The sequence below is a fragment of the Larsenimonas suaedae genome (genome assembly GCF_023712105.1).
In the GTDB taxonomy this organism is placed as follows: Bacteria; Pseudomonadota; Gammaproteobacteria; order Pseudomonadales; family Halomonadaceae; genus Larsenimonas; species Larsenimonas suaedae.
The window spans coordinates 71,378-95,022 of sequence record NZ_JAMLJI010000003.1 but is presented as its reverse complement, the minus strand read 5'-3'; the positions used below and the strand labels follow the sequence as shown (position 1 = coordinate 95,022).

Sequence of the window (23,645 nt, the reverse complement as noted above, 5' to 3'; positions counted from 1 at the left end):
CAGGGCCGCCCTAGGCCCGTCTCTGTAAAGCCAGGCCCAGGCCAATGCCGACAAGTGCGGGAAGAAGCCATACGGTCTGATCGTCGCTCAAGGGCAATGCTTCATACATCGAGGCCAGCCCAAGCGTTGAGAGCTTGCCTGCGGCGTGAAGGCCTTCCAGAGCCCCGAAGGGCAACGTGATCGCCAGCGCTGTGTTGAACATCCGAGCGGGGTGCGATAGCCATGGGCGAATCAGAGACAGCGCAATAACGACGATGGCCAGTGGATAAAGTGCGCTCAATACCGGAACCGACACCTGGATCAAGGTGCCAAGCCCCTGGAGTGCCACTGCGATTCCCGAAATTCCCAGCGCAACGATAATGACGCGGTAGGGCACGGCAGGCATTAACCGATTGAAGTACTCGCCACAGGCCGTTAGAAGGCCGATTGCGGTTGTCAGGCAGGCCAGTGTGATCACGACCGCCAGAATAATGCCGCCGGTAGGGCCAAGCAGCGCGTCGACGTAGGCGGGAATCAGAGCGCCGCTTTCTGCATTGGGGGCCACCTCATGGCTGGTTGCGCCCATGAATGCGAGCGGCAGATAAACCGCGGCCAGGCACACGCCTGCGATCGCGCCGGCCGAGAGGGTATACCGTGTTATCCGAGCCGGCGCTTCAATGCCCTTGTTTCGAATGGCATTGGTGATCAGGATACCGAACACCATGGAGGCCAGCATATCCATGGTCAGGTAACCGCTTTGTACTCCCTTGGCAAATGGACTTCTATGCCAGTCGGGAGAGGGCAAGCCGAAATCACCCTGTGGGAAGAGAAGAGTGGCACCGGCGAGAATTGCGAGAAGCGCAATCAGAATGGGTGTTATCCATTTACCGACGACGTCCACCAATCGCCCGGGCATCAGGGAGAGTGAAACCGCGATCAGGAAAAAAACGCCGACGTACAAAGGCTGGACGTAAGCTGAAGGGTCTTCCAGAAAAGGGGCTGCGCCCATGTTATAGGCAACGGTTGCTGTGCGTGGCATGGCGAACATCGGGCCGATGCTTAAATAAATGCACAGCCCGAAAAGCGTAGCTGCCGCCTTGGGGATGGGTGACAGAATACGATCAAGCCCACCGCCGGCCACAGCGACGGCCACGATGCCAAGCACGGGCAGGCCGACCCCGGTGGTTAAAAAGCCAAGCGCGGCTGGCCAGAAGTCTGTACCGGCCTGTTGGCCGACCTGGGGTGGAAAGATAAGATTTCCAGCCCCGAGAAACAGGGCAAACGTCATTAACCCCAGGGCTAGAGTATCTGTTGGTTTTAGAGCGGTTTTCAAAGCAGTATCAGGCATATCGGTAATCGTTCATGCGCCTAAGGTCGTAGGGGGCGCGATTATTTCAGATTGCCGTAACGCTGACAAAAAAGGCGCTGATGTTCAGCGCCTCATAATATGCAATGCTGTCTTAAAAGCGGTAGCTGACCCCACCCATGACGACGATCGGATCAATATTTACCGTGGTGTCATAGCTCTGGCCGCCGATGGTTGCGGTTGTATCGGAGTCAATGTCCAGATACCAGGCTGCGGCGTTGAAGGCCCAGTGCTCATTGACCAGCAAATCGACGCCGACCTGAGCTGCGTATCCCCAGGAGTCGTCCATGTCCAGATCGCCGCCCTCGAGCTTCTCGCTTGAGAACCGTGTGTAATTGACGCCTGCACCGACATAGGGCTGAACGCGTGCATCTGTGCCACCAAGTGGGTAGTACTGAAGCGTCAGCGTTGGGGGCAAGTGCTTGGTCGAGCCTACCTTGTCGCCATTTAAGTTGATGTCGTGCTCGAAGCGCTCTGCGGCCAGAAGTTCCACGCCCCATTTATCGAGGAATCGATAGCCAAGTGTGAAGGCAAAGCCGGATTCGTCGTCGACATCCAGGTCGCTGCCGGGCGCTAGTTCATTGAAGTTACCGTTATCGCTTTTAGGTGACACCTTGGCCACACCCACGCGCGTGTAAAGATCACCCTGGCCATAGGCCATGACAGGCTGAGATACGACGGCTGCGCCAATGGTCACGGCCAGAGCCGGTACGATAGAACCGATTTTCACAATATATTCCCCTTGAATGACAGGCCATTTTTTTAAGAACGCTGTTCAAAAATAACCTTACTGTTTAGGGGGAATTATGTCGTGAGGCATTTTGTCGCATTTTTCTAAATTAAATTTAGTTAAGATAGTTGAGCATTCTACTCAAGCTTTTTCTCTGAGCAAGCCTCGGTCAAAATATACGCATAAAAAAAGGCTGCCCTGGGGCAGCCTTTGATCGATAACCGATGTGACCGGCTTAGAAGCGGTAAGTAACACCGCCGCCAACGGTAACCGGGTCGATGTCGATGTGGTTGCCAGTGCTGCTGGCAGTCGCATCTACGTCTGTGTACTGAGCGAAACCGTTCAGAGCCCAGTTGTTGGTGATGTTGAGGTCAACACCTGCCTGACCAGTCCAGCCCCACTCGGAATCGTCCAGAGCAGCCTGGCCATTTTCTTCGCCGTTAAAGCGAACGTATGTGGCACCGCCACCAACATAAGGCTGAACCTTGGCATCCGTGCCGCCAAGCGGATAGTACTGGACCAGCAGGCTGTAAGGACGCGCCTTGAAGCTGGAGCCGTTTTCCTTGTTCTCGAACTTGGTGCGGTCGCTGGTGCTCAGAGCCACGCCCAGTTTGTCCATCGGCATGTAGCCGATTGAACCTGTCCAGCCGGTGTCGTCTTCGTAGTTACCGGTTGCAGTTGCGTCGGTCTTGGAAACATCACCACGAACAAAGATGTCGCCTGCGCCGTAGGCGAGTGCTGATTGCGCAGCAACGGTAGATGCACCGGCGAGGATGGTTACAGAAATAATTTTAGAAAGTTTCATGTCGTTCTCCTTGAATGCTGGTCACCGTCATCGTGTTTGCGAACGGTGTTTCTAAACGATGTGTGCATCATAGGAAACAGTGTTCGTGCTGTCACGTATTATTTCTAAGATTTTGACTATCAGGTTGATAGCTTTTGATGATCTAGGTTATTTCTTACGCTTACGTGCCAAGCGCGCATCGAGCTTTTGGCGCCACTGGGGCCCTTCGGGCCCGGCGTAATGCTTGAAAAAGCGCTGCCACTCGTTTTCTTGCCATTGATCAAGGCGGCGAGCGAACACATCAAGATCACGTACACGCTCTGCTGAGCGCCGAAAGAAGGGCCTGGATTTCTCGAGGTCGATAAAGCGGGCGATCCAGCCTGAGGGTGTTTGCGCCAAGAACACATGCTTGGCGTAAAGGCTGCCATGCAGCAAGCCGCTGTCGTGAAGAGTGCGTAGCAGAGCTGCACTGGCATCGATGATGCCGTATTGGGTCTCCTCGGAGAGCGTTTGCCAGCGCGCGTTCAAATCGACGAGGTCTTCATGCCCATCCAGGGCAGGTGTGATCAGAATGGCACGCCAGGATTTTCCCGAGCGGCGCTCACCGAACCAGGCCGCATCCAGTGCCGGGATGCCCCGTTTTTGAAAGAGTTGAATGTTTCTAAATTCACGCGCGAAGGTCGGTTCGCCAAAAGGGCGCTGAACGCTTCGACCGAGATGGTTTGTTTGGCGCTTGACGAAAAAACGCTGATTCTCAAGCGTCAGCAAGCATACTTCAGAGTGACCGCCACGCTCGAGGTTGGGCGCATCGACCGGTGTGAGAGACAGTGCCCACAAGGCTTCGAAATCGTCGAGTTGATGGCGCTGAAACAGGTCGGCGTAGGCCGGGGAATGGTAATCGTTCATGAGGGCAATCTAGTAGGGTAGATAATAAGGGGTGGCTAAATCATGAGCCTTGGCCGTAGCGCGGTAAGCAACGTTACGTGCCTGCCGCGCTGTCACCTAAGGCCAGAGGGCGTTACTTAAAGCCAGGTGGAGATGGTCAATGAACCAAACTTGTCGCTGTCATCCTGCGCTTCAAACTCATGTGTCCGCCAGACGGCCGTGAAGGCGACACTCCAGCGATCGTAGGTTAACGCGACCCCGGTCAATGCGTCACCTACTAAGGGGCGGCGGTCGACCTCGGCACTGTCTTCAAAGGTATTGCCGTCGAGCAGCATGTTATGAGCAACATAGCGCCCCGTGAGGCCTGCAAAGACGTACCAGCCGCCTCGGTTTGGCGTGAAGAAGGTGCGCCCGCTCTGTGACGGTGAAACGTTTGGAATACCATAGACATCGGATAGACCACGCCCGACACGAACCATGTAGCCGGTTTCGGCAAAATCGTACAGATTGCCCAGTGTGACGCCCACGTTGGGGCCATATTCGGTTTCAAGGCTACCTATCGAGCCACGGTGCCACCAGGCGCGGTTCCAGCCAACGGCAAGCGTTGGCTCGTTGCTCAGTTGGTTATGCCAGCCTTCCGCTCTATCGCTGTCGATCAAATGATGGAAGTTGTTTTGAATGAATTTACCGCCTGCCGCCGGCCCAACTACACCGATATCGATGTAGAGGGAATCGCTTTGACGAAGGGTGTCATCACGTTCGTCCTGAAAAAGCGATAGGCCTGCATACAAGTAACCTGCGTAAGGGCGGTCGCTTTCGATCAGTTGGTGCGCGCTGGTATTTTCAGGGGTATAGATTTGTTGGCCGAACCGGTAACTCGCCATATCCAGCGTGCCGCGCGACCATACAGGAAGGGACTCTGACAACGAGCGGGTCCAGTGGTCGGCAGCGGGCCGGAAGGTCCATTGACCTTCCAGCCCATTGGTGTAATGACCGTCATCGCCGCTGGCAAATATATCGTTATCGACTTTCAGGGTGAGAATGCCGTCGGCCAGAGCCGATGGGGAGGCTGCAAGGAGCAGCAGAGCTAAAGTCTTTGCGCGCATAGGGAGTCCTTTTCCTGCGTGGGCTGATCGTTATGGTTAGGTGGCTAACCAGTATAGGACAAGCCCTACGCAGTCCGCATGTTCCCCAGGCGGAGTTACACCTTGACCCTGATTATTCGGGAGCGACTGAAAGGTCGTTCCCGGAGCCGATCAAGCGTACGCGCTGGCCAACTGAATAGGGATGATCCGCCTTTTGGACGACCACGACCTGCTCGCCGTTATCCTGCTGGATCTGGATTTCGTAGGCGTTGACCTGATTGGCAGACTGCTCGATCTTCGAGCCGGCTACTGCGCCGCCGACCGCGCCGACCGCCGATGTTAAAAGGCGTCCGCTGCCGCCACCGAACTGGCTTCCAAGCACGCCCCCAAGCAGGGCGCCGCCTATACCGCCAAACCCGCTGTCATTCTGGTTGCCTGCTTGAATCTTGACCGGACGTACCTGCGATACGGTGCCGTAGTGCACATACCGTGCAGTCTTCGCGTCCTGGCCGCTGTATACATCGCCGGAATAAATGTCGCTATTGGCGCAACCGCCGAGTGCGGCAAGACTGATGACAAGGGCTGTAGTCGCCAAGTGTTTCATGAGGTGTGCTCCAGGTCGGATATAAACGATGCATCAGAAGTTGGACGCACCGATTGCTCAATCGTTCACTTCGACAGCGTAGACCATGGTTCGATGCGCTATGCCCGCTTCCAAAAACTCATCGCCGGTTGCGACAAACCCGAGGTGTTCATAGAAGCCAAGCGCATGCGTCTGTGCTGACAGAACGAGCCTTGAGTGAAGACGCATTCCATGGTCCATGACGTCATGCATTAAACGGTGACCCAACCCTCGGCCTCGGCTGTTTTTCAAAAGGGCCACGCGCCCGATGTGACCATCGGGCAGCAGGCGCGCCGTGCCGAGTGCTTCCCCCTGATCAAACAAAACGAAATGAACGGCGGTGTGATCGTCGTCGTCCCATTCCTCGGCAGGCGGTATCTTTTGCTCGTCAACGAATACCGCAGTGCGAATCGGCCGACACCAGTGGCCAAGGGTTGCCCAATCGCCGTGATCGATCGTGACGGTGTCAGGCGTCATCGTCGTCGAGCCAGTGAAGCGAACCTCGGTTGATCAGTGCGGCCAGAAGCTCGGCAGCACCATGATCCATTGGCACCAGGTCTTGAGTCAGTGGGTCGGTCGAGGCAACTGCTTCTGCAAGCGTACGATCGCATTCGATGGCATCACCATCGGCAAAAAGCGTTGCGCGCGTCGAATCAAGACCATGAAAGGCGAAGCGTGAGCCAAGGCTGCGTTCGATTTCCTCGCCTTGTTCCAGACGATTTAGAAGCGTGTCGGCCGTTGTGGTCGTTTCCGGCTCGGCAAGCTGGTCCGGGTAGCGGGCCTGGGTCATGTAGCGCCCGAACCAAGCGGCAAGCGTTGACGGCTCATCCAGTGCAGTAAGAATGATCTCGCGGGCGCGAGCGAGGGCCTGTTCATCGATTTCACCGCTATGCGAGGGCGCCGTGAGGTCAGCATCACCGTAACGCTGTTCCTCGCTGAGCTGCTCGCCTCGAAAATCGGCGTAGGAGGTGATCATTTCATCGGCGGAAGGTGCGCGAAAGCCGACTGAAATGGTCATGCAGTCACTGCTTTCGCTGACACCATGATGAGCAAGCCTCGGTGGCAGATACAGCATATCGCCGGGCTCCAGCACCCAGTCCTGCCCTGCGCTTACCTCAAAGTGCTCGAGCATCTTGAGGTCGATGCCCTGAATTACGGGCGCGTTTTCATCGCAGAATTCGCCCAGCTGCCAGCGCCGGGTGCCGCTGGCCTGAAGCAGGAAGACATCGTAATTGTCGACGTGAGGGCCAACGTTGCCGCCTGGTGGCGCGTAGCTGATCATGATGTCATCGAGGCGCCAGGCGGGAATGAACCGAAAATCCGCCATCAACTCGGCAACGTCCGGCACATAGTGGTCTACGGCCTGTACCAGCAGCGACCAGTCGCGCTCGCCCAGGCGGCTGAACGTGTCCTCATCGAACGGGCCGTGGGAGAGCTGCCACGTCTTGTCCGGGCCGAACTGTTCTACCAGTCGAGCCTCGATGCCATCCTCACAGGCAAGCCCTGCCAGTTCATCGGGAGAGAGCGGGGCCTGAAAATCGGGATAGGCGCCTCGAATAAGAAGCGGCTTTTTCTGCCAGTACTCGCTCAGAAATTCAGCAGGTGAGCGGTTTCCAAGCAGGGTCAATGGCGCGGTGGCGTCGTACGTCATGGTTTTCGGTCGCGTGAAGCCGGGCCTTGGTGACCCGGCGGGGTGAAACATTAAAGCGCTTTTGCCTGGGCAATGGCATTGCCGATATAGCGCTCTGGCGTCAGCGCTTTCAGTTCAAGCTTGACGTCATCAGGCAGCTCGAGCGTATCGATGAAGGCGGCAAAACCTGCCTGATCGATGCGCTTGCCACGGGTCAGCTCCTTGAGCTTTTCGTAGGGTTTTTCGATGCCGTAGCGCCGCATGACGGTCTGAATCGGTTCGGCCAGTACTTCCCAGCTGTTGTTGAGATCTTCGTTCAGGCGCGCCGGATTGGCTTCGAGCTTGCCGATGCCCTTGAGCGTCGCCTGATAGGCAATCAGACCATGGGCCAGGCCGACCCCGAGGTTTCTGAGGACCGTGGAATCGGTCAGGTCACGCTGCCAGCGTGAAATGGGCAGTTTTTGCGCCAGATGGCCCAGGATGGCGTTGGAAAGCCCCAGGTTGCCCTCGGAATTTTCAAAGTCGATGGGGTTGACCTTGTGCGGCATGGTCGAGGAGCCGATTTCGCCTTCGACGGTGCGCTGCTTGAAGTAACCGAGTGAAATATAGCCCCAGACGTCCCGATCGAAGTCGATCAAAATGGTGTTGAAGCGGCAGATGCTGTCGAACAGCTCTGCAATGTAATCGTGTGGTTCGATCTGGGTCGTATACGGGTTGAAGGTCAGCCCGAGTGACGTCACGAACGTTTCGGCATTGGCGGCCCAGTCTACATCGGGGTAGGTGGTCAAGTGCGCGTTGTAGTTGCCGACGGCGCCGTTGATCTTGCCGAGCATGCGGATCGACTCGATCTGCTCGAGCTGACGGGCAAGGCGGGCTGCCACATTGGCCATTTCCTTGCCGAGCGTGGTGGGGCTTGCCGTCTGGCCATGGGTTCTTGAAAGCATCGGCTGTTCGGCGTGCTCATGCGCGAGCGCCTTGATGCGCGTGTAGGTTTCACGCATCGAGGGCAGCAGCACGCTGTCGAGTCCGCCTCTCAGCATGAGTGCGTGCGAGAGATTATTGATGTCTTCGCTGGTGCAGGCGAAATGGACGAACTCGCTAATGAGTGCGAGTTCATCGTGTTCGGCCAGACGGTCTTTAAGGAAGTACTCGACTGCCTTGACGTCATGGTTGGTCGTACGTTCGATGCCCTTGATGCGCGCGGCGGACTCTTCGTCGAACTCTTCGATCAAGCGGTTCAAGAAGGCTCGGGCATCGTCGGACAGGGGTGTTACCTCGGGGATGTTCGGGTGGTCGGCCAGCCGCTCGAGCCAGCGTACTTCGACGATGACGCGGGCTCGAATCAAGCCGAACTCGCTGAAATGTTGGCGAAGCGCCTCGGTCTTGTCGCCGTAGCGGCCATCGATGGGAGAGAGGGCCGTCAGAGATGAAAGGTGCATGTCTGTTCCATGTCTTGAAAACGAAAGTCGGCTGGCGCAGTCAATGACTGTCCAGCGCATCGAGTGCGCGCTTGAGCTTGCCACGCTGAAAAAGAAGCGACCAGCGACGTCCGCCGCGCTGATGCCATAAAAGAGCAAATCGAATGCCGGACAGCAGTACCGCACGCACCCGCTCGGGCATCATGCGACTTTGCAGCAGACTGGGGTCGCCTTGAACAACGATGCGGTAGCTCAGCGTCGACAGGGTTTCCTTATAAAGCTCCCCAAGGCTTGCCACCACGTTTTCATGGGTCAGCCCGAAGTGGTCGGCCTGACCGCGAATGCGCTCCAGGCGCTGGCCGACCTGATTCATCATTTCGGGGTGCTTTTGAAATTTCTGCATCAGCAGCACCATCGAGAAGGCGTAACGCATCACGTTGGGCGACTGTGGCGCGCGGGTGAAGGCTTCCGACAGCGTTTTGATGCCAAGTCTCAAATTGTTGTGATTACCGCCGTAGACGTCCTCGAACGTATTGGGGTCGGTATTGAGCGTGGCGGTCAGTAGCGTATGCCAGGCGCGCTCGTCGCAGTGACCGGTCCGGGCCAGTTCGTCGGCGACGGCGGCGGCCTGGAAAACACCGGCAAGCGCCAGAGCCTGTTCTTCGGTAGTCGTCATGCCGCTTGGCTCTCGAGTTTGTACGCGCTCTGGATCACGCCACCACCGAGGCACTGCTTGCCTTGATAGAGCACGAGAGACTGGCCCGGTGTGACCGCACGTTGGGGGGCATCAAATACAACAGTTAAAGTGTTGTCGTCATGGACGCTTACGCGGCAAGGCTGGTCGGTCTGGCGGTACCGAACCTTGGCGGTGGCTTCGAAGTTCTCAGAGGGCGCGTGACCTGCAACCCAGTCGATGGATTCGGTGACGATGACCTGGGTGTACAGCAGGTCATGGTGCTTGCCTTGAACGGCAACAAGCACATTGCGTTCCAGATCCTTGGCCGCCACGTACCACGGGTCTTCGTTGTACTTGGCGAGTCCGCCGATCCCGAGCCCCTGGCGCTGGCCGAGGGTGTAATACATCAAGCCCATGTGTTCGCCGATGCGATCACCGGTGTCGGTTTCGATAACGCCGGGCTGGGCCGGCAGATACTGGCTTAAAAAGTCACGAAAGCGCCGCTCGCCGATGAAGCAGATACCGGTCGAGTCCTTTTTGCGGGCGGTGGCCAGACCCTGCTCTTCGGCAATGCGACGAACCTCCGGTTTTTCGAGCTCGCCCACGGGAAAGAGCGTGCGTGCGATGGCGTCACTGCCCACAGCGTGCAGAAAATAGCTTTGATCCTTGTTGGCATCGAGCCCCTTGAGCAGTGCGGCTTGGCCGCCTGCCTCGCCGCGGCGGACATAGTGCCCCGTCGCGATCAGGTCCGCGCCCAGAATTTCTGCGTACTCGAGAAAGACCTTGAACTTGATTTCCTTGTTGCAAAGGATGTCCGGGTTCGGCGTGCGTCCGGCCTTGTATTCGGCAAGAAAATGCTCGAAGACGTTATCCCAGTAATCGGCCGCAAAATTGGCCGTGTGAAGCGTGATGCCGAGGGTGTCGCACACGCGCTGAGCATCGGCCAAATCTTCCTTGGCAGTGCAGTACTCGGTGCCGTCGTCTTCATCCCAGTTCTTCATGAACAGCCCCTCGACCTGATACCCCTGTTCGAGCAGGAGCCAGGCCGATACGGACGAATCGACGCCGCCGGACATGCCTACGATCACTTTGGTGTGGGCCGGGTGAGATGAGGAGCTAGAGGTCATGAGGCACAGATACTCTCGGGTTCGAACGCGAAGTTGGGGCGATTATACCCGATGGTGCGTACGGGCTTAACCCCTCGTCGGCGCGTAGGGCGGTTCATTGATGAGATCCAGCGGATAGCGTTTGCCGGCGAGCGTGTCTTGAATGCGCCTCAAGACGAGCGGGCTTCGCAGTCGCCCTTGGTGTTGAAGGGTTTGAATGTCCTGAGGTGTAAACCAGTGTACGCCAATAATGACCGAGTCCAGCGTGTGTGTTTCAACGGCCCTTGGCGTCGCCAGAAAGCTATGGCTGTGGTAGGTAACGCCGTTGGGCGCCTCGTTGATATAAAGCCCGAGATAATGATCGATGTCGATCGACCAGCCACTTTCCTCAAGCGTTTCCCGGTGAACGGCGCCGATGAGGGTCTCACCGGCCTCAAGATGCCCGGCCGGCTGATTGAAGACGGTGGACGCGCCCTGTCGCTCCTCGACCAGAAGAAACCGGCCATCCTGCTCGATGACGGCGGCAACCGTTGTGTTTGGGCGCCAGCGAGTCATCGTTTGAGTCCTTTTTTAGGCGCGTGGGCGCGTCGTTTGGGGGTGGTTGGCATGTGCAGTGTTTCACTGCGCCAGGCACCCGATGCGAGGCCCTTGATCGACCACGGGCCGATACGGGTTCGAATAAGGCGCAGGGTCGGATGGCCAATTGCAGCTGTCATGCGGCGAACCTGCCGGTTGCGCCCCTCGGTAATGGTGATTTCAAGCCAGGAGGTCGGGATGCTCGCCCGATGGCGGACCGGCGGATGTCGGTCGCCGACCTCGGGGGCAATCAATCGCCGGACCTTGGCTGGGCGCGTCGGCCCGTCCTTCAAAATCACGCCGTGCTTGAGGGCTTTGAGGGCATGATCGTCAGGCTCACCTTCGACCTGAACCCAATAGGTTTTTTCCTGTTTTTGATCGGGGTGAGTGATGCGATGGTTGAGCTGACCATCGGCTGTGAGCAGTAAAAGTCCTTCACTGTCGAAATCCAGACGCCCGGCCGGATAGATGCCAGGCACATCGATCAGCCCGGCAAGCGTTGGTCGGCCTGAGTCATCAGTAAACTGGCACAGTACCTGAAATGGCTTGTGTAAAAGATAAAGAGTGCTCACTGGTGCGTCCGAATGAAACGGTCCCTTGATAACGTGGTCAAACTGAGTGTTGATCCAGCTTATGTAACGTGTGGGTGTGTGATAAAACGAGCGTCAATCGCGACGAACAAGATCAAGCCGTCGATGTTTATTTCACTCAGAGCAGTTGCATCTTGCAGTGTAGGCCACCATCTTTTAGATAACGCCTGGCAGGATCGACGAATAGGTGCAGCTGAGCGTCATCGGTGCTTGTGTTCAACGATTTTGCCTCTTATGTTCAAAGAAGATACGTTCAAATGCATGACTTTAAAGTTAAGGGCGCTACCTACGCTGCCATGACGACACCCCCTACACCCGGCGGCAACGAAGAAGAGGATGTTGCAGAGCAGTTAAGTGATCCAGAGCTTAAGGAGCCACCGCTTTATAAAGTTGTGTTGCACAATGACGATTATACTCCCATGGAGTTCGTGGTTGAGGTGTTACAGACTTTTTTTGCCATGGATCATGAAAAAGCGGTTCAGATCATGCTGGCCGTCCATACTCAAGGCCAGGCGACCTGCGGAATCTACACGCGCGATGTCGCGGAAACCAAATGTCATCAGGTCAACGAATACGCTCGAGAATGTCAACATCCACTATTGTGCGATGTCGAACAGGTCGAATGAAGCGCCGAGTGCGGCAAGAAGGGGACTGCCATGTTGAGCAAAGAACTTGAACTGACCCTGAATACGGCCTTTACCGTGGCGCGCTCAAAGCGCCATGAGTTCATGACCGTGGAACACCTCCTGCTGGCATTGCTTGATAATGCCTCTGCGTCCGATGTGCTCCGAGCCTGTGGGGCCAACATTGATAAGCTCCGCACGGATTTACAGGATTTCATCAACTCCACAACGCCGCTGATTCCTGAGGGTCAGGATGATCGTGAAACTCAGCCAACGCTTGGGTTTCAACGTGTGCTGCAGCGAGCGGTATTTCATGTCCAGTCGTCTGGCAAGACTGAAGTCACTGGCGCCAACGTTCTGGTGGCCATCTTTTCTGAACAGGAAAGCCAGGCGGTCTACTTCCTCAAGCATCAAAGCGTTGCTCGCGTCGATGCGGTCAACTACCTGGCGCACGGAATTTCCAAGGTTTCCGATCAGGAACAGCCGCAACCGGGTTCGACAGAATCCAGCGACGATGCTGAAGAGGGTGGCTCCGACAGCAGCTCTCATCCGCTGAAAGGATACGCGACCAATCTCAACGAACAGGCGCGGCTCGGCAAGATCGATCCATTGATTGGCCGAGATCACGAGCTTGAGCGCGTCGTACAAATCCTTGCGCGCCGTCGCAAGAATAACCCGTTGTTGGTGGGTGAGGCTGGCGTCGGCAAGACGGCCATCGCTGAAGGACTTGCCAAGCGCATCGTTGAAGAGGATGTGCCGGAAGTCATCGCCGATGCAGTAGTGTACTCCCTCGATATGGGGGCACTGCTTGCGGGGACGAAATACCGCGGCGACTTCGAAAAGCGTTTGAAAGCCCTGCTCAATGAGCTCAAGAAAGAGCCGAACTCGATTCTATTCATTGATGAGATTCATACCGTGATCGGTGCGGGTGCTGCCTCAGGTGGTGTCATGGACGCCTCGAATCTTCTGAAGCCTTTGTTGTCTTCCGGAGAGCTCCGTTGTCTCGGGTCGACTACGTTCCAGGAATTTCGAGGTATTTTCGAAAAAGATCGTGCGCTGGCGCGACGTTTCCAGAAGGTGGATGTACTCGAGCCCTCGGTCGAAGATGCCATTCGTATCCTGAAAGGGTTGCGTGGCCGCTTCGAAGAGCACCATCAGATCAAGTACACCGATGAGTCCATCGAGACTGCCGTGCGGCTGGCGGATCGCTACATCAACGAGCGCCATTTGCCTGACAAGGCAATCGATGTCATCGACGAGGCCGGCGCGCATCAGCGCTTGCTGCCTCAAGAAGCACGTGTCGATACCATCGGCGTGGAACAGGTCGAATCAATTGTTGCCTCGATCGCGCGTATCCCGCCGAAAAGTGTCACTAGCTCTGATCGCAAGCTTCTGGCCAACATCGAGCGTGACCTCAAAATGCTGGTGTTTGGTCAGGATGAGGCTATTACCAGCCTGTCTTCTGCGATCAAGCTGTCTCGCGCGGGCTTGAGCTCACCCGATAAGCCAGTAGGAAGTTTCCTGTTTGCAGGACCTACCGGGGTAGGTAAAACGGAAGTAGCGCGTCAGCTGTCCCATCTGATGGGGATCGAGCTGGTTCGGTTTGATATGTCCGAGTATATGGAGCGTCACGCCGTCTCGCGTTTGATTGGTGCGCCCCCGGGATATGTCGGGTACGACCAGGGCGGTCTTCTGACCGAGGCTGTCACCAAAACGCCGCATTGCGTGCTTTTGCTCGATGAGATTGAAAAAGCGCATCCGGAAGTCTTCAATCTTCTGCTGCAGGTGATGGACCACGGTAAGTTGACGGATAACAACGGTCGTGAAGCCGACTTCCGTAACGTGATCGTGATCATGACGTCGAATGCCGGGGCTGAGGAGTCATCTCGACGCTCTATCGGTTTCCAGACGCAGGATCATCGAACCGACGCCATGGAAGTGATTCGACGCACCTTTACGCCGGAATTCCGTAACCGTTTGGATGGCATCATCCAGTTCCATGCACTTGATCTGGCTGTGGTCCGTAACGTGGTCGACAAGTTCCTGGTCGAACTGCAGGCGCAACTCGATGAGAAGCGGGTGCAGCTTGATGTGTCGGACGAGGCACGTTCCTGGCTTGCCGAGAACGGCTACGACCCCGAGATGGGCGCGCGACCCATGGCCCGTCTGATTCAGGACAAGCTGAAAAAACCTCTGGCAGAAATGATTCTGTTCGGAGAGCTCGCCGACCACGGCGGTACTGTGCACGTAACGGTCGACGACGAAGGGTTGAACCTATCGTCCGAGGTCGAGGTTGCCTGACGCTAGAGAGTAGAAGTAAACGACAAAGCGCCCTGTCATTGACGGGGCGCTTTTGCATGCTTGGAATAAAGTGTCAGGCTGCGCCCGGGGCCGGGCTTCGGCGGGGCTTAGCGGGAGCGGTAGACGATGCGGCCCTTGGACAGGTCGTAGGGAGTCAGTTCGACCTTGACCTTATCGCCGGTCAGGATGCGAATGTAGTTTTTGCGCATTTTTCCCGAGATATGAGCCGTTACAACGTGGCCGTTTTCCAGTTCGACACGGAACATGGTGTTTGGCAACATGTCGACAACGACACCTTCCATTTCAATATGATCTTCGCGTGCCATGTTTGGCATTTCCTCCAGTAATTGCGTTCATAGTATAGACGCAGCAAACGCTTCATTAAATGAAGAGTATTGAATTATCGTGCGGTATTTTGCCTGATGAGATCAGGTTAGGCAAAAAAGGGGTCAGGTTTCGAGCAATTTTCTCCAGCGCCCACCGTCAAGATACTCAAGCGGCGTGAACTTTTTCTTGTACGCCATCTTCCGGCTTTGCTCTATCCAGTAGCCCAGATAGACGTAGGGTAGCCCCTGGCGTTGCGCTTCATGAATCTGCCAGAGAATGGCGTAGGTACCAAGCGAGCGCGCTGCATACGCAGGATCCGGCGTATAGAACGTATAAATCGCGGATAGCCCATGCGACAGGCAATCCATCGCGGCGACCGCGACCAGCACGCCCTGATCGCGAAATTCAATGAAGGCCGAAAAGGTATGCTCTCGTGCAAGGAAAGAGCAGTACTGTTCTACCGAGGGTGGAAACATATCGCCGTTGAAATGCTTTTCACGAATGTACTGATTGTATAGTGCGTAATGCTCGTTGGTGAATTTTGCTTCGCGAAATTGGACGGTCAAGTCCTTGTTACGGCCAATGATCTTTCGCTGGGTACGATTTGGTGAAAACTCATCGACTGGAACACGAACGGACACACATCCCTGGCAGCTGGCGCAGTGGGGACGATACAAGTGCTGGCCGCTTCGCCGAAAGCCCATCAGGGTCAATGCGCTATACACTTCCTTGTTGATGGCGTGTTCCGGATCCATGAACAGCGTGGTCGCTTCCTGCTCGGCCACATAACTGCAATTGTGTGGTGCTGTCAGAAAGAACCGCAGATCTTGAGGTTTGAGCGTGCGGGTAGAATCGGTCACAAGTCGTTGTCCCCTGATCGGCCACTATTGTTGTTGTGATGCCGTGGCAAGAGTTGAGAGCCAGCGCGCCTGTCTTTTGGAAGGCGTGCATGAATCAAGGTATCTCAAAAACTCTGGCCGTGCGATTTGGCGTGCGCCCAGCGAGGCCAGATGGGCGGTATGCATTTGACAGTCGATCAGTTCAAGCCCGTGTTTTGGCCCTTCCTGCGTCAGGTAGGCCAGAGCGATCTTTGAAGCGTCTGGTTTGAGCGAGAACATGGACTCGCCAAAAAAGCACGCCCCGAGCGCGATGCCGTACAATCCGCCGACGAGATGATCGCCATCCCATGTTTCAACGCTTGCCGCGATGCCCAGGGTATGAAGCTGCTTGTAGGCAAGGCGCATCTCATCGGTAATCCACGTCCCTTCGTCATCAGCGCGAGGTGCAGCGCAGGTGTCGATGACGCGATTAAACGCTGTATTTATTCGCACATCGAAGCCTGAGTTGCGAATGCGCTTGGCTAGACTGCGTCGAAGTCGAAACTCGGCGGGAAACAAGACCGTCCTGGGGGTTGGTGACCACCATAAAATGGGTTGTCCGTCACTGAACCAGGGAAAGATGCCCTGGCTATAGGCCTGGGTAAGCCAGGCCGGTGTTAGTGCGCCACCCGCGGCCAGTAGCCCATCGGGGTCATCGAGCGCTTGATCAACCGGCGGAAATTCGATGATGTCCGAATCGAGCCATGGCAACATTGAAACCTCCGACGTTAGAGACGTCTGGTGCAACCACAATAGTTGTCGAGTGCGTCAACTATTGATAACAGTGTGTATTTATTGCAATAAACCATGTAACTGTCGGGTTGGCAAAGTGAATCAAGCCTGTGCCGGGCGCAGCTGGCTCGGTATGATTGCGGCATAAAGATGTTTACGATCCATTTGATGCATCGTGGTGTAAAGGGGGATGGCCAGGTTGAGCGCCAAGAAACGACAGCAGTCCAGTACCAATCAACGCACGTCGAGCGCGAAGACCCGGGAACGATCGGCTCGCGCACGGCAAAAGGCTGAACGACTTACAGCGCACCTGCATGGGGCAACCAAGGAAGGCATCGTTATCTTGTTGCTGTTGGCCTGTGTGTTTCTGCTGCTGTCGTTCTTCAGCTACGCCCAGACCGACCCCAGTTGGTCCTACAGCGGTAATGCCGACAACGTTCAAAACTGGATGGGCCATATCGGCGCCTGGTTATCGGACGTGCTTTACAGCCTGTTTGGCCTAAGCGCGCTCTGGTGGCCGGGTATGCTGGGCTACGCCGCCTGGCGTCTGCTTCGAACGGAACAGGCACGCATCACCTGGGACCCGACGGCGCTGGCCGCGCGTGGGGCGGGGCTTTTACTGGTGCTTTTGGCCACCTGCACCTTGAGTGCCGTTCATTTCAATACCCTTGAAGCCGACCTGCCCAATGGCGCCGGTGGCATTATCGGCACCGGGTTATCCCAGGGGCTCTACGATCTGGTCGGCCACTATGGCGCTACCCTGATCGCAATCGGGTTCTTTCTGGGTGGTTTTCCGCTGTTTACCGGCCTGTCCTGGTGGACCATCATCGATGAAACCGGCAAGAAGAGTGTGGCGTTTATTCGGTGGTCCAGATCGAAGCTTGGGCTTTTACAACATCGCATGGCTGAAAAGCGCGAAGTGCGTCGGCTCAAGCGTGAAGAGGAAGAGCTTCGCTACGCAAGCTATGCCGAGCGGGATTTTCACGAGGAGCTTGAGGAAGCGTACGATCAGATCGACGAGGAAGACGAGTCGGAGCTGGCTCCTGCCAAGCCCTCCCTATGGCAGCGGTTGATCCCACGACGGTCTGTTCCAAACCTTTATCAGGCTGAAGACAGCCATGCAGACCCAGTGCGTGAAGAGGCCTCGAGTGATTCAAGAGGGGAGGCGCATGGCGATGGCCGCGTACTGAGCGCGCCGGCAAGCGATTCTGCACGCAATGGCGAGGCTCGCGCTACTGAGCATCAGGACGATATTCCCTGGGACGCACCGCTTCAAAAGCCCTCGATGCGACGAGGTGCGCGCGCTGATACCGAGCATGCGCGCTCTGTCAGGGAAGAGGCGCCCACCGGGCCCAGCATGAAGGCAACGCGTGACGAGGGCGACTCGGCGGGGTTCGATTCACCGATAACTGCAAGCCGTCTTGATTCGTCTGGCGCCGAAGCATCTGTCTTGCCGTTCTCGGCTGCTGATGCGCGCGATTCAGACCATGAACCCGGCGCCGAACGCACTTGGAAATCAGCACGTACTGTTGAATCAGGTCGCGGAGAAGTTGAAAGCGCAGAGTCTGAGCCCGCAGAGGCTCCTGGCGTGAAAAGTAATGCCTTCCACGCGACTGATGAGCCGGAAGCCACACCCCTGGACGAGAACGCCTTTAACGATGCGCCTGTCATTCGCCCGCGTCGTGAGCCGGACGCCGATGTGGCGCGTCGACGAATCCCTGATGCCATGCTCGCACCGACCGAGAAGGCCCCGGATGAGCATCAGGCACACGAAAATAATGAGTTGGACAGTGCTCAGGGTAGCGCTTCAACGCCTGTCGAAGAGGGTCTCCCGGAACCGGTTCAGGCGTTGCGGTCGTCGTTTGCGTCGGAACCTTCTCACTTGTCGTCCGAGCCTCAAGAGGCCCCGTCGCTTGAGAAGGGCGAGGCGGCCGAGCAGCAGTACGCCGATCGAGTGATCCATGCCGACGATGAAGACGCATCTGCATCATCCCCGATGGTCTCGGTGAGTGCCTCTGACGATGAGCCGGAGTTTGCGCCGTTTTCGGTATCGAAAGACGACGCTGATGAGCCTAGCGATCAGCGAATCTCCGTCAGCACGGCCGATGACGAGGTTTCATCGCCATTTGAAGCATCGACGTCATGGGATCAAGACTCGGTTGAGCCACAGCCACAGCCACAGCCACAGCCACAGCCACAGCCACAGCCACAGCCACAGCCACAGCCACAGCCACAGCCACAGCCACAGCCACAGCCACAGCCACAGCCACAGCCACAGCCATATGATGAGGCCCCTCGCGCTGTCGAGCCAGAGCGCGCATCGCTTGACGATCAGCCAACGCTCTGGACGGTCGAGCACCTTCAAAGCCAGCGACCTACGGTCGATGGGCTGCCCGAGCCGACCGGCAAGCTGCCGTCCTATCAGCTTTTGACAACACCGGACAGCCACGAGCCGACCTATACGCCTGAACAGCTCGATGACATGGCCGAGCTTCTCGAGGTGCGCCTCAAGGAATATGGCGTCAAGGCTGAAGTGGTGGACACATGGCCCGGCCCGGTCATCACGCGGTTTGAAATCCGCCCGGCTGCGGGTGTCAAGGTTTCAAAAATCAGTAACCTTGCCAAGGATCTTGCGCGCTCTTTGATGGTCAAAAGTGTGCGCGTCGTCGAAGTGATCCCGGGGCGTCCAACGGTGGGCATCGAAATTCCGAACCCGAACCGCGCGATGATTCGGCTTCGTGAGGTCATCAATTCCGAGGTTTATACCGACGCATCGTCGCCGGTTACCATGGCGTTGGGTCAGGACATCGGCGGCGCTTCGGTAGTGACGGATCTTAACAAGATGCCTCACGTGCTGGTGGCCGGTACGACTGGTTCGGGTAAGTCGGTCGGGGTCAATGCCATGTTGATCTCGATGCTTTTGAAGGCCACGCCCGAAGAAGTCCGCATGATCATGGTCGACCCCAAGATGCTCGAACTGTCGGTTTATGACGGCATTCCGCATCTGCTGGCACCGGTGGTGACCGACATGAAGGAAGCCGCCAACGCGCTGCGCTGGTGCGTTGCCGAAATGGAACGGCGCTACAAGCTGATGGCCGCCATGGGGGTGCGTAATATTTCAGGCTTCAATGCGAAGCTCGATGAGGCGGAAGCACATGGCGCCCAGGTCAAGGATCCCCTGTGGGAGCCGCAGCCGTGGGAAATGCACCAGGCGCCGCCCACGCTTGAAAAGCTGCCCTACATCGTGGTTGTAATCGATGAATTTGCCGACATGTTCATGATCGTTGGCAAGAAAGTGGAAGAGCTGATCGCACGACTGGCGCAAAAAGCGCGCGCCGCCGGGATTCATTTGATTCTTGCCACCCAGCGCCCGTCGGTGGACGTGGTAACGGGTCTGATCAAGGCGAACATCCCGACTCGAATCGCGTTTCAGGTCTCGTCTCGAATCGACTCGCGTACGATTCTTGATCAGGGCGGCGCCGAGCACCTGCTAGGCCATGGTGACATGCTGTATCTGCCAGCCGGTGCAGGCATGCCCGTTCGTGTCCACGGCGCCTTCGTGGACGATGACGAGGTTCACCGTGTTGTCGAGGACTGGAAGCGCCGAGGCGAACCTGAGTACATCGACGAGATTCTTTCCGGCGGAGTAACGGCCGATGCGCTGACCGGGCTTGAAGCCGACGGTGACAGCGATGACGCCGAGCAGGATGCGCTGTACGACGAGGCGGTCGCGTATGTGATCGAGTCGCGCCGGGCCTCCATCTCGGCGGTTCAGCGCAAGTTAAAGATTGGCTATAACCGCGCCGCTAGACTGGTCGAGGCCATGGAAATGGCCGGTGTTGTGTCGTCGATGGGCACCAATGGCAGCCGTGAAGTGTTGTCACCTCCGTCCAGCGGCCACTAAACGATATTAAGGAGTGAGAGTTTGAAGCGTACTTTGACCATGGCCGCAGCAGCGGGCCTGATGATGATGTCGTCTGTCTCCTTTGCCGACGACAGCGCTGCCGAGCGTCTGACCACACTGCTCAAACCACTCAACAGTTACTCGGCGGATTTCGAGCAGCATATCGTGAACGAACAGGGCGCGAGCCAGCAGGACTCGTCAGGCCATATGTGGCTGTCCCGTCCGGGTCGATTCCGCTGGGAGGTCAACTCCCCCTATCGCCAGGTCGTTGTATCCAATGGCCAGAAGGTCTACATGTATGACCCGGATCTGGAGCAGGTCACCATCCGTCCGCTTGATGAGCGCGTGACTCATACGCCGGCGCTGTTGCTTTCGGGGCAGGCTAGCGAGCTGACCCAAAACTACAGCGTGTCCAGGCGCCAGCAGGGCGGCACTGAAATCTTTTCGCTGACGCCGAAATCGAACGATAGTCTGTTCGAAGGCATGGAGCTCACCTTCCGGGGGGAGACGTTGTCGGGGCTCGACCTTTCAGACAGTACCGGGCAACGCACCGACATCACCTTCAGCAACCAGACGCCCAACGAGCGCATCTCGCCTGATACATTCAATTTCAAGGTGCCGGACGGGGCCGATGTGATCCGCGAGGGGCAATGAGCGATCTGTTCGCCGATGCACCGACGCCGGGTCAGCCATTGGCGGCCCGGCTGCGCCCGATGCATCTCGATGCCTACATCGGACAGACCCACCTTCTGGGCGAGGGCAAGCCGCTAAAGCGTGCCCTCGAGCAGGATCAGCTCTACTCCATGATTCTCTGGGGGCCACCCGGCGTCGGCAAGACCACGCTTGCCCGCCTGATGGCCCACTACACACGTGCGCACTTCGAGACCTTGTCCGCGGTCTCCTCCGGGGTCAAGGAAATCCGCCAGGCCGCCGAGCAGGCTCAGCAGCGCCGTCACCAAGGCTCTCGTACGCTCTTGTTCGTCGATGAGGTGCACCGCTTCAACAAGGCTCAGCAGGACGCGTTTCTTCCCTGGATCGAGGAGGGCGTGTTCATCTTTGTGGGCGCAACCACCGAAAACCCCTCGTTCGAGCTCAATAACGCCCTGCTGTCCCGAGCGCGTGTTCATGTCCTAAAGGCGCTGACTCAGGATGAGCTGCGTCATGTGATCGACCGCGCCCTTGATGACGACCCGGACCTGGTTGCCGCTGCGGTCGAGGCGTCTGGAGATGCCCGTAATATGCTGGCTCAGGCCGCCGATGGCGATGCCCGGCGCGCGCTCAATCTGCTCGAGATCAGTGTCGACATGGCGCGCAGCGGGACCGGTGCGTCAGTCATTGATCAGTCGGTGCTCGAGGAGGTGCTTAGTGAAAGCACGCGTCGGCTCGACCGTGGCGGAGATCTTTTTTACGACCAGATTTCGGCACTTCACAAATCGGTGCGTGGCAGTGCCCCGGATGCCGCCCTTTATTGGTTCTGCCGAATGCTCGATGGCGGGGCCGACCCCTTGTATATCGCCCGTCGCGTCGTGCGCATGGCAAGCGAGGAGATCGGCAACGCCGACCCGAGAGCGTTGACGCTTGCCCTTAATGCCTGGGACGTTCAGGAACGTCTTGGCAGTCCCGAGGGCGAACTCACCGTGGCCCAGGCCATCCTGTATCTGGCGTGCGCCCCAAAGAGCAACGCCGCCTACACCGCTTATAACCAGGCAAAAGCCCATGTGGCCTCCACGGCCGGGTTCGAGGTGCCTGTGCATCTTCGAAATGCGCCGACCAAGCTCATGACCAGCCTTGGCCACGGCGAAGAATATCGCTACGCGCACGATGAGCCGGATGCCTATGCCGCTGGCGAGCGCTATCTGCCGCCTGAGCTCTACGGCACCCGGTATTATCAGCCGGTGGATCGAGGGCTTGAAAAGCGCATTCGCGATAAGTTGGCCTGGCTTGAAACGCTGGACAACCAAAGTCCGAGGCAGCGAACGTCTTAATTGAAAATGATGAGAAAACTCATAACGCCTTGTCGGAAAAGCTAGCGTTAGCTGCCCCTACTAAAAGATAGGGGGCTGTCATGTAGTTTTCATTTTTTCTGGCCTAGACTGGTTCGGACGCCACTAGCCAGGAGACGCTGACATGCTTATGCAACTGCGCCGGGATCACGCCAACATGGCACGCTTGCTTCGCGTTTTATCGATGAAGCAAAAGAAATTGGCCCGAGGTGAACGCCCGGATTTTCGACTGATCAGGGAAGTGGTGGATTACATCCTTGACTACATGAGCGAATTCACAAGCCCCTTGGAAAGCCTCTGCAGTGAACACATCAAGGGGTTGAATGCGTCGACCGAAGCCTTGGCAAGCGACATGGCCGACGACTACAAGCGCATGTATCGCCACCTTCGCCGCTTGAGCGACGACCTCGACATGATTTTGATGGATGCAGTCATGCCGATGGACAAATTCTCCGATGATCTGAAGGCCTATCTGCAGGAGCACCGGAACTACCTGACCCGCGAACGCCACGAGCTTTTCCCCCTGATCATCGAACAGCTCGACGAAGCCGACTACGAGCGCCTTCGCGAAGCGCTGCCGGATAATGCCCATCGCTACCTCGAAAAGCTGCAGCAGGACTACCCCGAGCTCTATCACGAGTTCAAGGAAGCGCCCGAACCCGCCTGATGAATGCTTGAACCCAGCATCACTTTCGCAAACGAGCGATCATAAAAAAGGCCAGCGATTCGCTGGCCTTTTTCGTGAATGCGTAGCTTCGACCGCGCCCCGGTGAGGGCGCATCGGCATTCAGACACTCAGAGTTGCTCGTAGGCATACCCTTTGTTGCCGTAGATCGCAAGGGTCGACAGGGCCGCCGGAGCGATAATGACGTTGGAGTCGACTTGATCGTCTTCAAGACGCAGGTGGTTGAGGGTCTGGCCGCAGACGATCACCTTGATGCCGGCGTCGGTCAGTGCCTGGATCAAGCCGGTATTCGGGTTTTTCGCGCCTTCGCGGGCTTCGTAGGTGTCGGCATTGAAGATCGACGGTGCGGCCTTGCTGTGCACGATGACCACGAAATCGAGATGGTCGAGCGGAACACCGGCGTCGCCGAAGATGTTGACCGCGCGCGCCACACGCTCCAGACCGCCATGGGGCTTGGTCGCGTCCTTGACAGGGCTTACCACGTCGAAAATGACTTTGTACGTCTTGTCGAGTTCGGGTTGTTCGGCCGCGTCCGGGCGCGGGAATGTGCCGCCGTACTGTTCGATCAATGAATGACTGAGTTTCGGCGACTCATGCGAGGCACCCGAGTGCTCGACATTTGCCGCGGTAATGATGGCCAGAGCGGCCAGAACAGCCATCGCGATGATGATGGCGTATTTTTTAAGAAAGGTCATGCCTTGTCCCTGTAGTCGTGACGGTCGTTTTGCGGCAAGCGCGGTGGGCT

The 23,645-nt window shown here is 57.2% G+C and carries 23 protein-coding genes; 6 read left to right on the top strand and 17 right to left on the bottom strand.

Features of this window, described 5'->3' with window-relative positions:
- Positions 1 to 10: 10 nt before the first annotated feature.
- The 13 genes from brnQ to NAT49_RS09935 form a co-directional block, all read right to left on the bottom strand.
- Positions 11 to 1,327: a branched-chain amino acid transport system II carrier protein gene (gene brnQ, locus NAT49_RS09995; protein ID WP_251593748.1), complete on the bottom strand. Its 1,317-nt coding sequence runs from the start codon at positions 1,325 to 1,327 to the stop codon at positions 11 to 13.
- 112 nt (positions 1,328 to 1,439) lie between these two features.
- Positions 1,440 to 2,075 (bottom strand): OmpW/AlkL family protein, encoded by a 636-nt coding sequence (locus NAT49_RS09990; protein ID WP_374708812.1) that lies wholly within the window; start codon positions 2,073 to 2,075, stop codon positions 1,440 to 1,442.
- 235 nt (positions 2,076 to 2,310) lie between these two features.
- Entirely contained in the window at positions 2,311 to 2,880 is a 570-nt protein-coding gene (locus NAT49_RS09985) for an OmpW/AlkL family protein (RefSeq protein WP_251593747.1), read from the bottom strand.
- Between the two features lie 147 nt (positions 2,881 to 3,027).
- Entirely contained in the window at positions 3,028 to 3,765 is a 738-nt protein-coding gene (locus tag NAT49_RS09980) for a lipopolysaccharide kinase InaA family protein (protein WP_251593746.1), read from the bottom strand.
- Positions 3,766 to 3,881: 116 nt separating this feature from the next.
- Positions 3,882 to 4,850: a lipid A deacylase LpxR family protein gene (locus NAT49_RS09975; RefSeq protein ID WP_251593745.1), complete on the bottom strand. Its 969-nt coding sequence runs from the start codon at positions 4,848 to 4,850 to the stop codon at positions 3,882 to 3,884.
- Positions 4,851 to 4,962: 112 nt separating this feature from the next.
- Positions 4,963 to 5,433 (bottom strand): outer membrane lipoprotein, encoded by a 471-nt coding sequence (locus NAT49_RS09970; RefSeq protein ID WP_251593744.1) that lies wholly within the window; start codon positions 5,431 to 5,433, stop codon positions 4,963 to 4,965.
- A 57-nt stretch (positions 5,434 to 5,490) separates the two neighbouring features.
- Complete coding sequence (locus NAT49_RS09965) at positions 5,491 to 5,928, bottom strand: GNAT family N-acetyltransferase (protein ID WP_251593743.1); 438 nt, start codon at positions 5,926 to 5,928, stop codon at positions 5,491 to 5,493.
- On the bottom strand, positions 5,918 to 7,102 hold the full coding sequence (locus tag NAT49_RS09960; RefSeq protein WP_251593742.1) for a cupin domain-containing protein: 1,185 nt from the start codon (positions 7,100 to 7,102) through the stop codon (positions 5,918 to 5,920). Before NAT49_RS09960 ends, NAT49_RS09965 begins: the two co-directional genes overlap by 11 nt.
- Before the next feature lie 50 nt (positions 7,103 to 7,152).
- Positions 7,153 to 8,520 carry an adenylosuccinate lyase gene (gene purB / locus NAT49_RS09955; RefSeq protein WP_251593740.1) on the bottom strand — a complete coding sequence of 456 codons (1,368 nt, stop codon included), beginning with the start codon at positions 8,518 to 8,520 and terminating at the stop codon, positions 7,153 to 7,155.
- Between the two features lie 40 nt (positions 8,521 to 8,560).
- A complete protein-coding gene (hflD, locus tag NAT49_RS09950) occupies positions 8,561 to 9,175 on the bottom strand; it encodes a high frequency lysogenization protein HflD (protein WP_251593739.1) in 615 nt (204 codons plus the stop codon).
- Positions 9,172 to 10,302 carry a tRNA 2-thiouridine(34) synthase MnmA gene (gene mnmA / locus NAT49_RS09945; protein ID WP_251593736.1) on the bottom strand — a complete coding sequence of 377 codons (1,131 nt, stop codon included), beginning with the start codon at positions 10,300 to 10,302 and terminating at the stop codon, positions 9,172 to 9,174. The genes hflD and mnmA overlap by 4 nt, the downstream gene beginning before the upstream one ends.
- 66 nt (positions 10,303 to 10,368) lie before the next feature.
- Positions 10,369 to 10,836, bottom strand: a complete 468-nt coding sequence (locus NAT49_RS09940) for an NUDIX hydrolase (protein WP_251593733.1) — start codon at positions 10,834 to 10,836, stop codon at positions 10,369 to 10,371.
- Complete coding sequence (locus NAT49_RS09935) at positions 10,833 to 11,429, bottom strand: pseudouridine synthase (protein ID WP_251593732.1); 597 nt, start codon at positions 11,427 to 11,429, stop codon at positions 10,833 to 10,835. Before NAT49_RS09935 ends, NAT49_RS09940 begins: the two co-directional genes overlap by 4 nt.
- 275 nt (positions 11,430 to 11,704) lie before the next feature.
- Here NAT49_RS09935 and clpS point away from each other — a divergent pair, with 275 nt between their 5' ends.
- Together clpS and clpA are read left to right on the top strand one after the other, a co-directional pair.
- Positions 11,705 to 12,073 carry an ATP-dependent Clp protease adapter ClpS gene (clpS, locus tag NAT49_RS09930; protein WP_374708811.1) on the top strand — a complete coding sequence of 123 codons (369 nt, stop codon included), beginning with the start codon at positions 11,705 to 11,707 and terminating at the stop codon, positions 12,071 to 12,073.
- A gap of 30 nt (positions 12,074 to 12,103) precedes the next feature.
- The gene (clpA, locus tag NAT49_RS09925) at positions 12,104 to 14,371 is read left to right on the top strand and encodes an ATP-dependent Clp protease ATP-binding subunit ClpA (RefSeq protein WP_251593730.1); all 2,268 of its coding nucleotides are present in this window, start codon (positions 12,104 to 12,106) and stop codon (positions 14,369 to 14,371) included.
- A gap of 107 nt (positions 14,372 to 14,478) precedes the next feature.
- Here clpA and infA read toward each other — a convergent pair whose 3' ends face one another.
- The 3 genes from infA to aat all read right to left on the bottom strand — a co-directional run bounded on the left by infA (position 14,479) and on the right by aat (position 16,290).
- Positions 14,479 to 14,697, bottom strand: a complete 219-nt coding sequence (infA, locus tag NAT49_RS09920; protein ID WP_251593728.1) for a translation initiation factor IF-1 — start codon at positions 14,695 to 14,697, stop codon at positions 14,479 to 14,481.
- A 123-nt stretch (positions 14,698 to 14,820) separates the two neighbouring features.
- Complete coding sequence (locus tag NAT49_RS09915; protein WP_251593726.1) at positions 14,821 to 15,558, bottom strand: arginyltransferase; 738 nt, start codon at positions 15,556 to 15,558, stop codon at positions 14,821 to 14,823.
- 24 nt (positions 15,559 to 15,582) lie between these two features.
- Positions 15,583 to 16,290 carry a leucyl/phenylalanyl-tRNA--protein transferase gene (gene aat, locus NAT49_RS09910; protein WP_251593724.1) on the bottom strand — a complete coding sequence of 236 codons (708 nt, stop codon included), beginning with the start codon at positions 16,288 to 16,290 and terminating at the stop codon, positions 15,583 to 15,585.
- Positions 16,291 to 16,507: 217 nt separating this feature from the next.
- Here aat and NAT49_RS09905 point away from each other — a divergent pair, with 217 nt between their 5' ends.
- The 4 genes from NAT49_RS09905 (at position 16,508) to NAT49_RS09890 (ending at position 22,882) form a co-directional block, all read left to right on the top strand.
- Positions 16,508 to 20,212, top strand: coding sequence for a DNA translocase FtsK (locus NAT49_RS09905; protein WP_251593721.1), 3,705 nt, complete (start codon positions 16,508 to 16,510; stop codon positions 20,210 to 20,212).
- Between the two features lie 21 nt (positions 20,213 to 20,233).
- Positions 20,234 to 20,866 (top strand): outer membrane lipoprotein periplasmic chaperone LolA, encoded by a 633-nt coding sequence (gene lolA / locus NAT49_RS09900; RefSeq protein WP_285836104.1) that lies wholly within the window; start codon positions 20,234 to 20,236, stop codon positions 20,864 to 20,866.
- On the top strand, positions 20,863 to 22,197 hold the full coding sequence (locus NAT49_RS09895) for a replication-associated recombination protein A (protein WP_251593711.1): 1,335 nt from the start codon (positions 20,863 to 20,865) through the stop codon (positions 22,195 to 22,197). The genes lolA and NAT49_RS09895 overlap by 4 nt, the downstream gene beginning before the upstream one ends.
- A 142-nt stretch (positions 22,198 to 22,339) precedes the next feature.
- Entirely contained in the window at positions 22,340 to 22,882 is a 543-nt protein-coding gene (locus NAT49_RS09890; protein ID WP_251593710.1) for a hemerythrin domain-containing protein, read from the top strand.
- Between the two features lie 128 nt (positions 22,883 to 23,010).
- Here NAT49_RS09890 and NAT49_RS09885 read toward each other — a convergent pair whose 3' ends face one another.
- The gene (locus NAT49_RS09885) at positions 23,011 to 23,595 is read right to left on the bottom strand and encodes a DsrE family protein (RefSeq protein WP_251593707.1); all 585 of its coding nucleotides are present in this window, start codon (positions 23,593 to 23,595) and stop codon (positions 23,011 to 23,013) included.
- Positions 23,596 to 23,645: the final 50 nt, after the last annotated feature.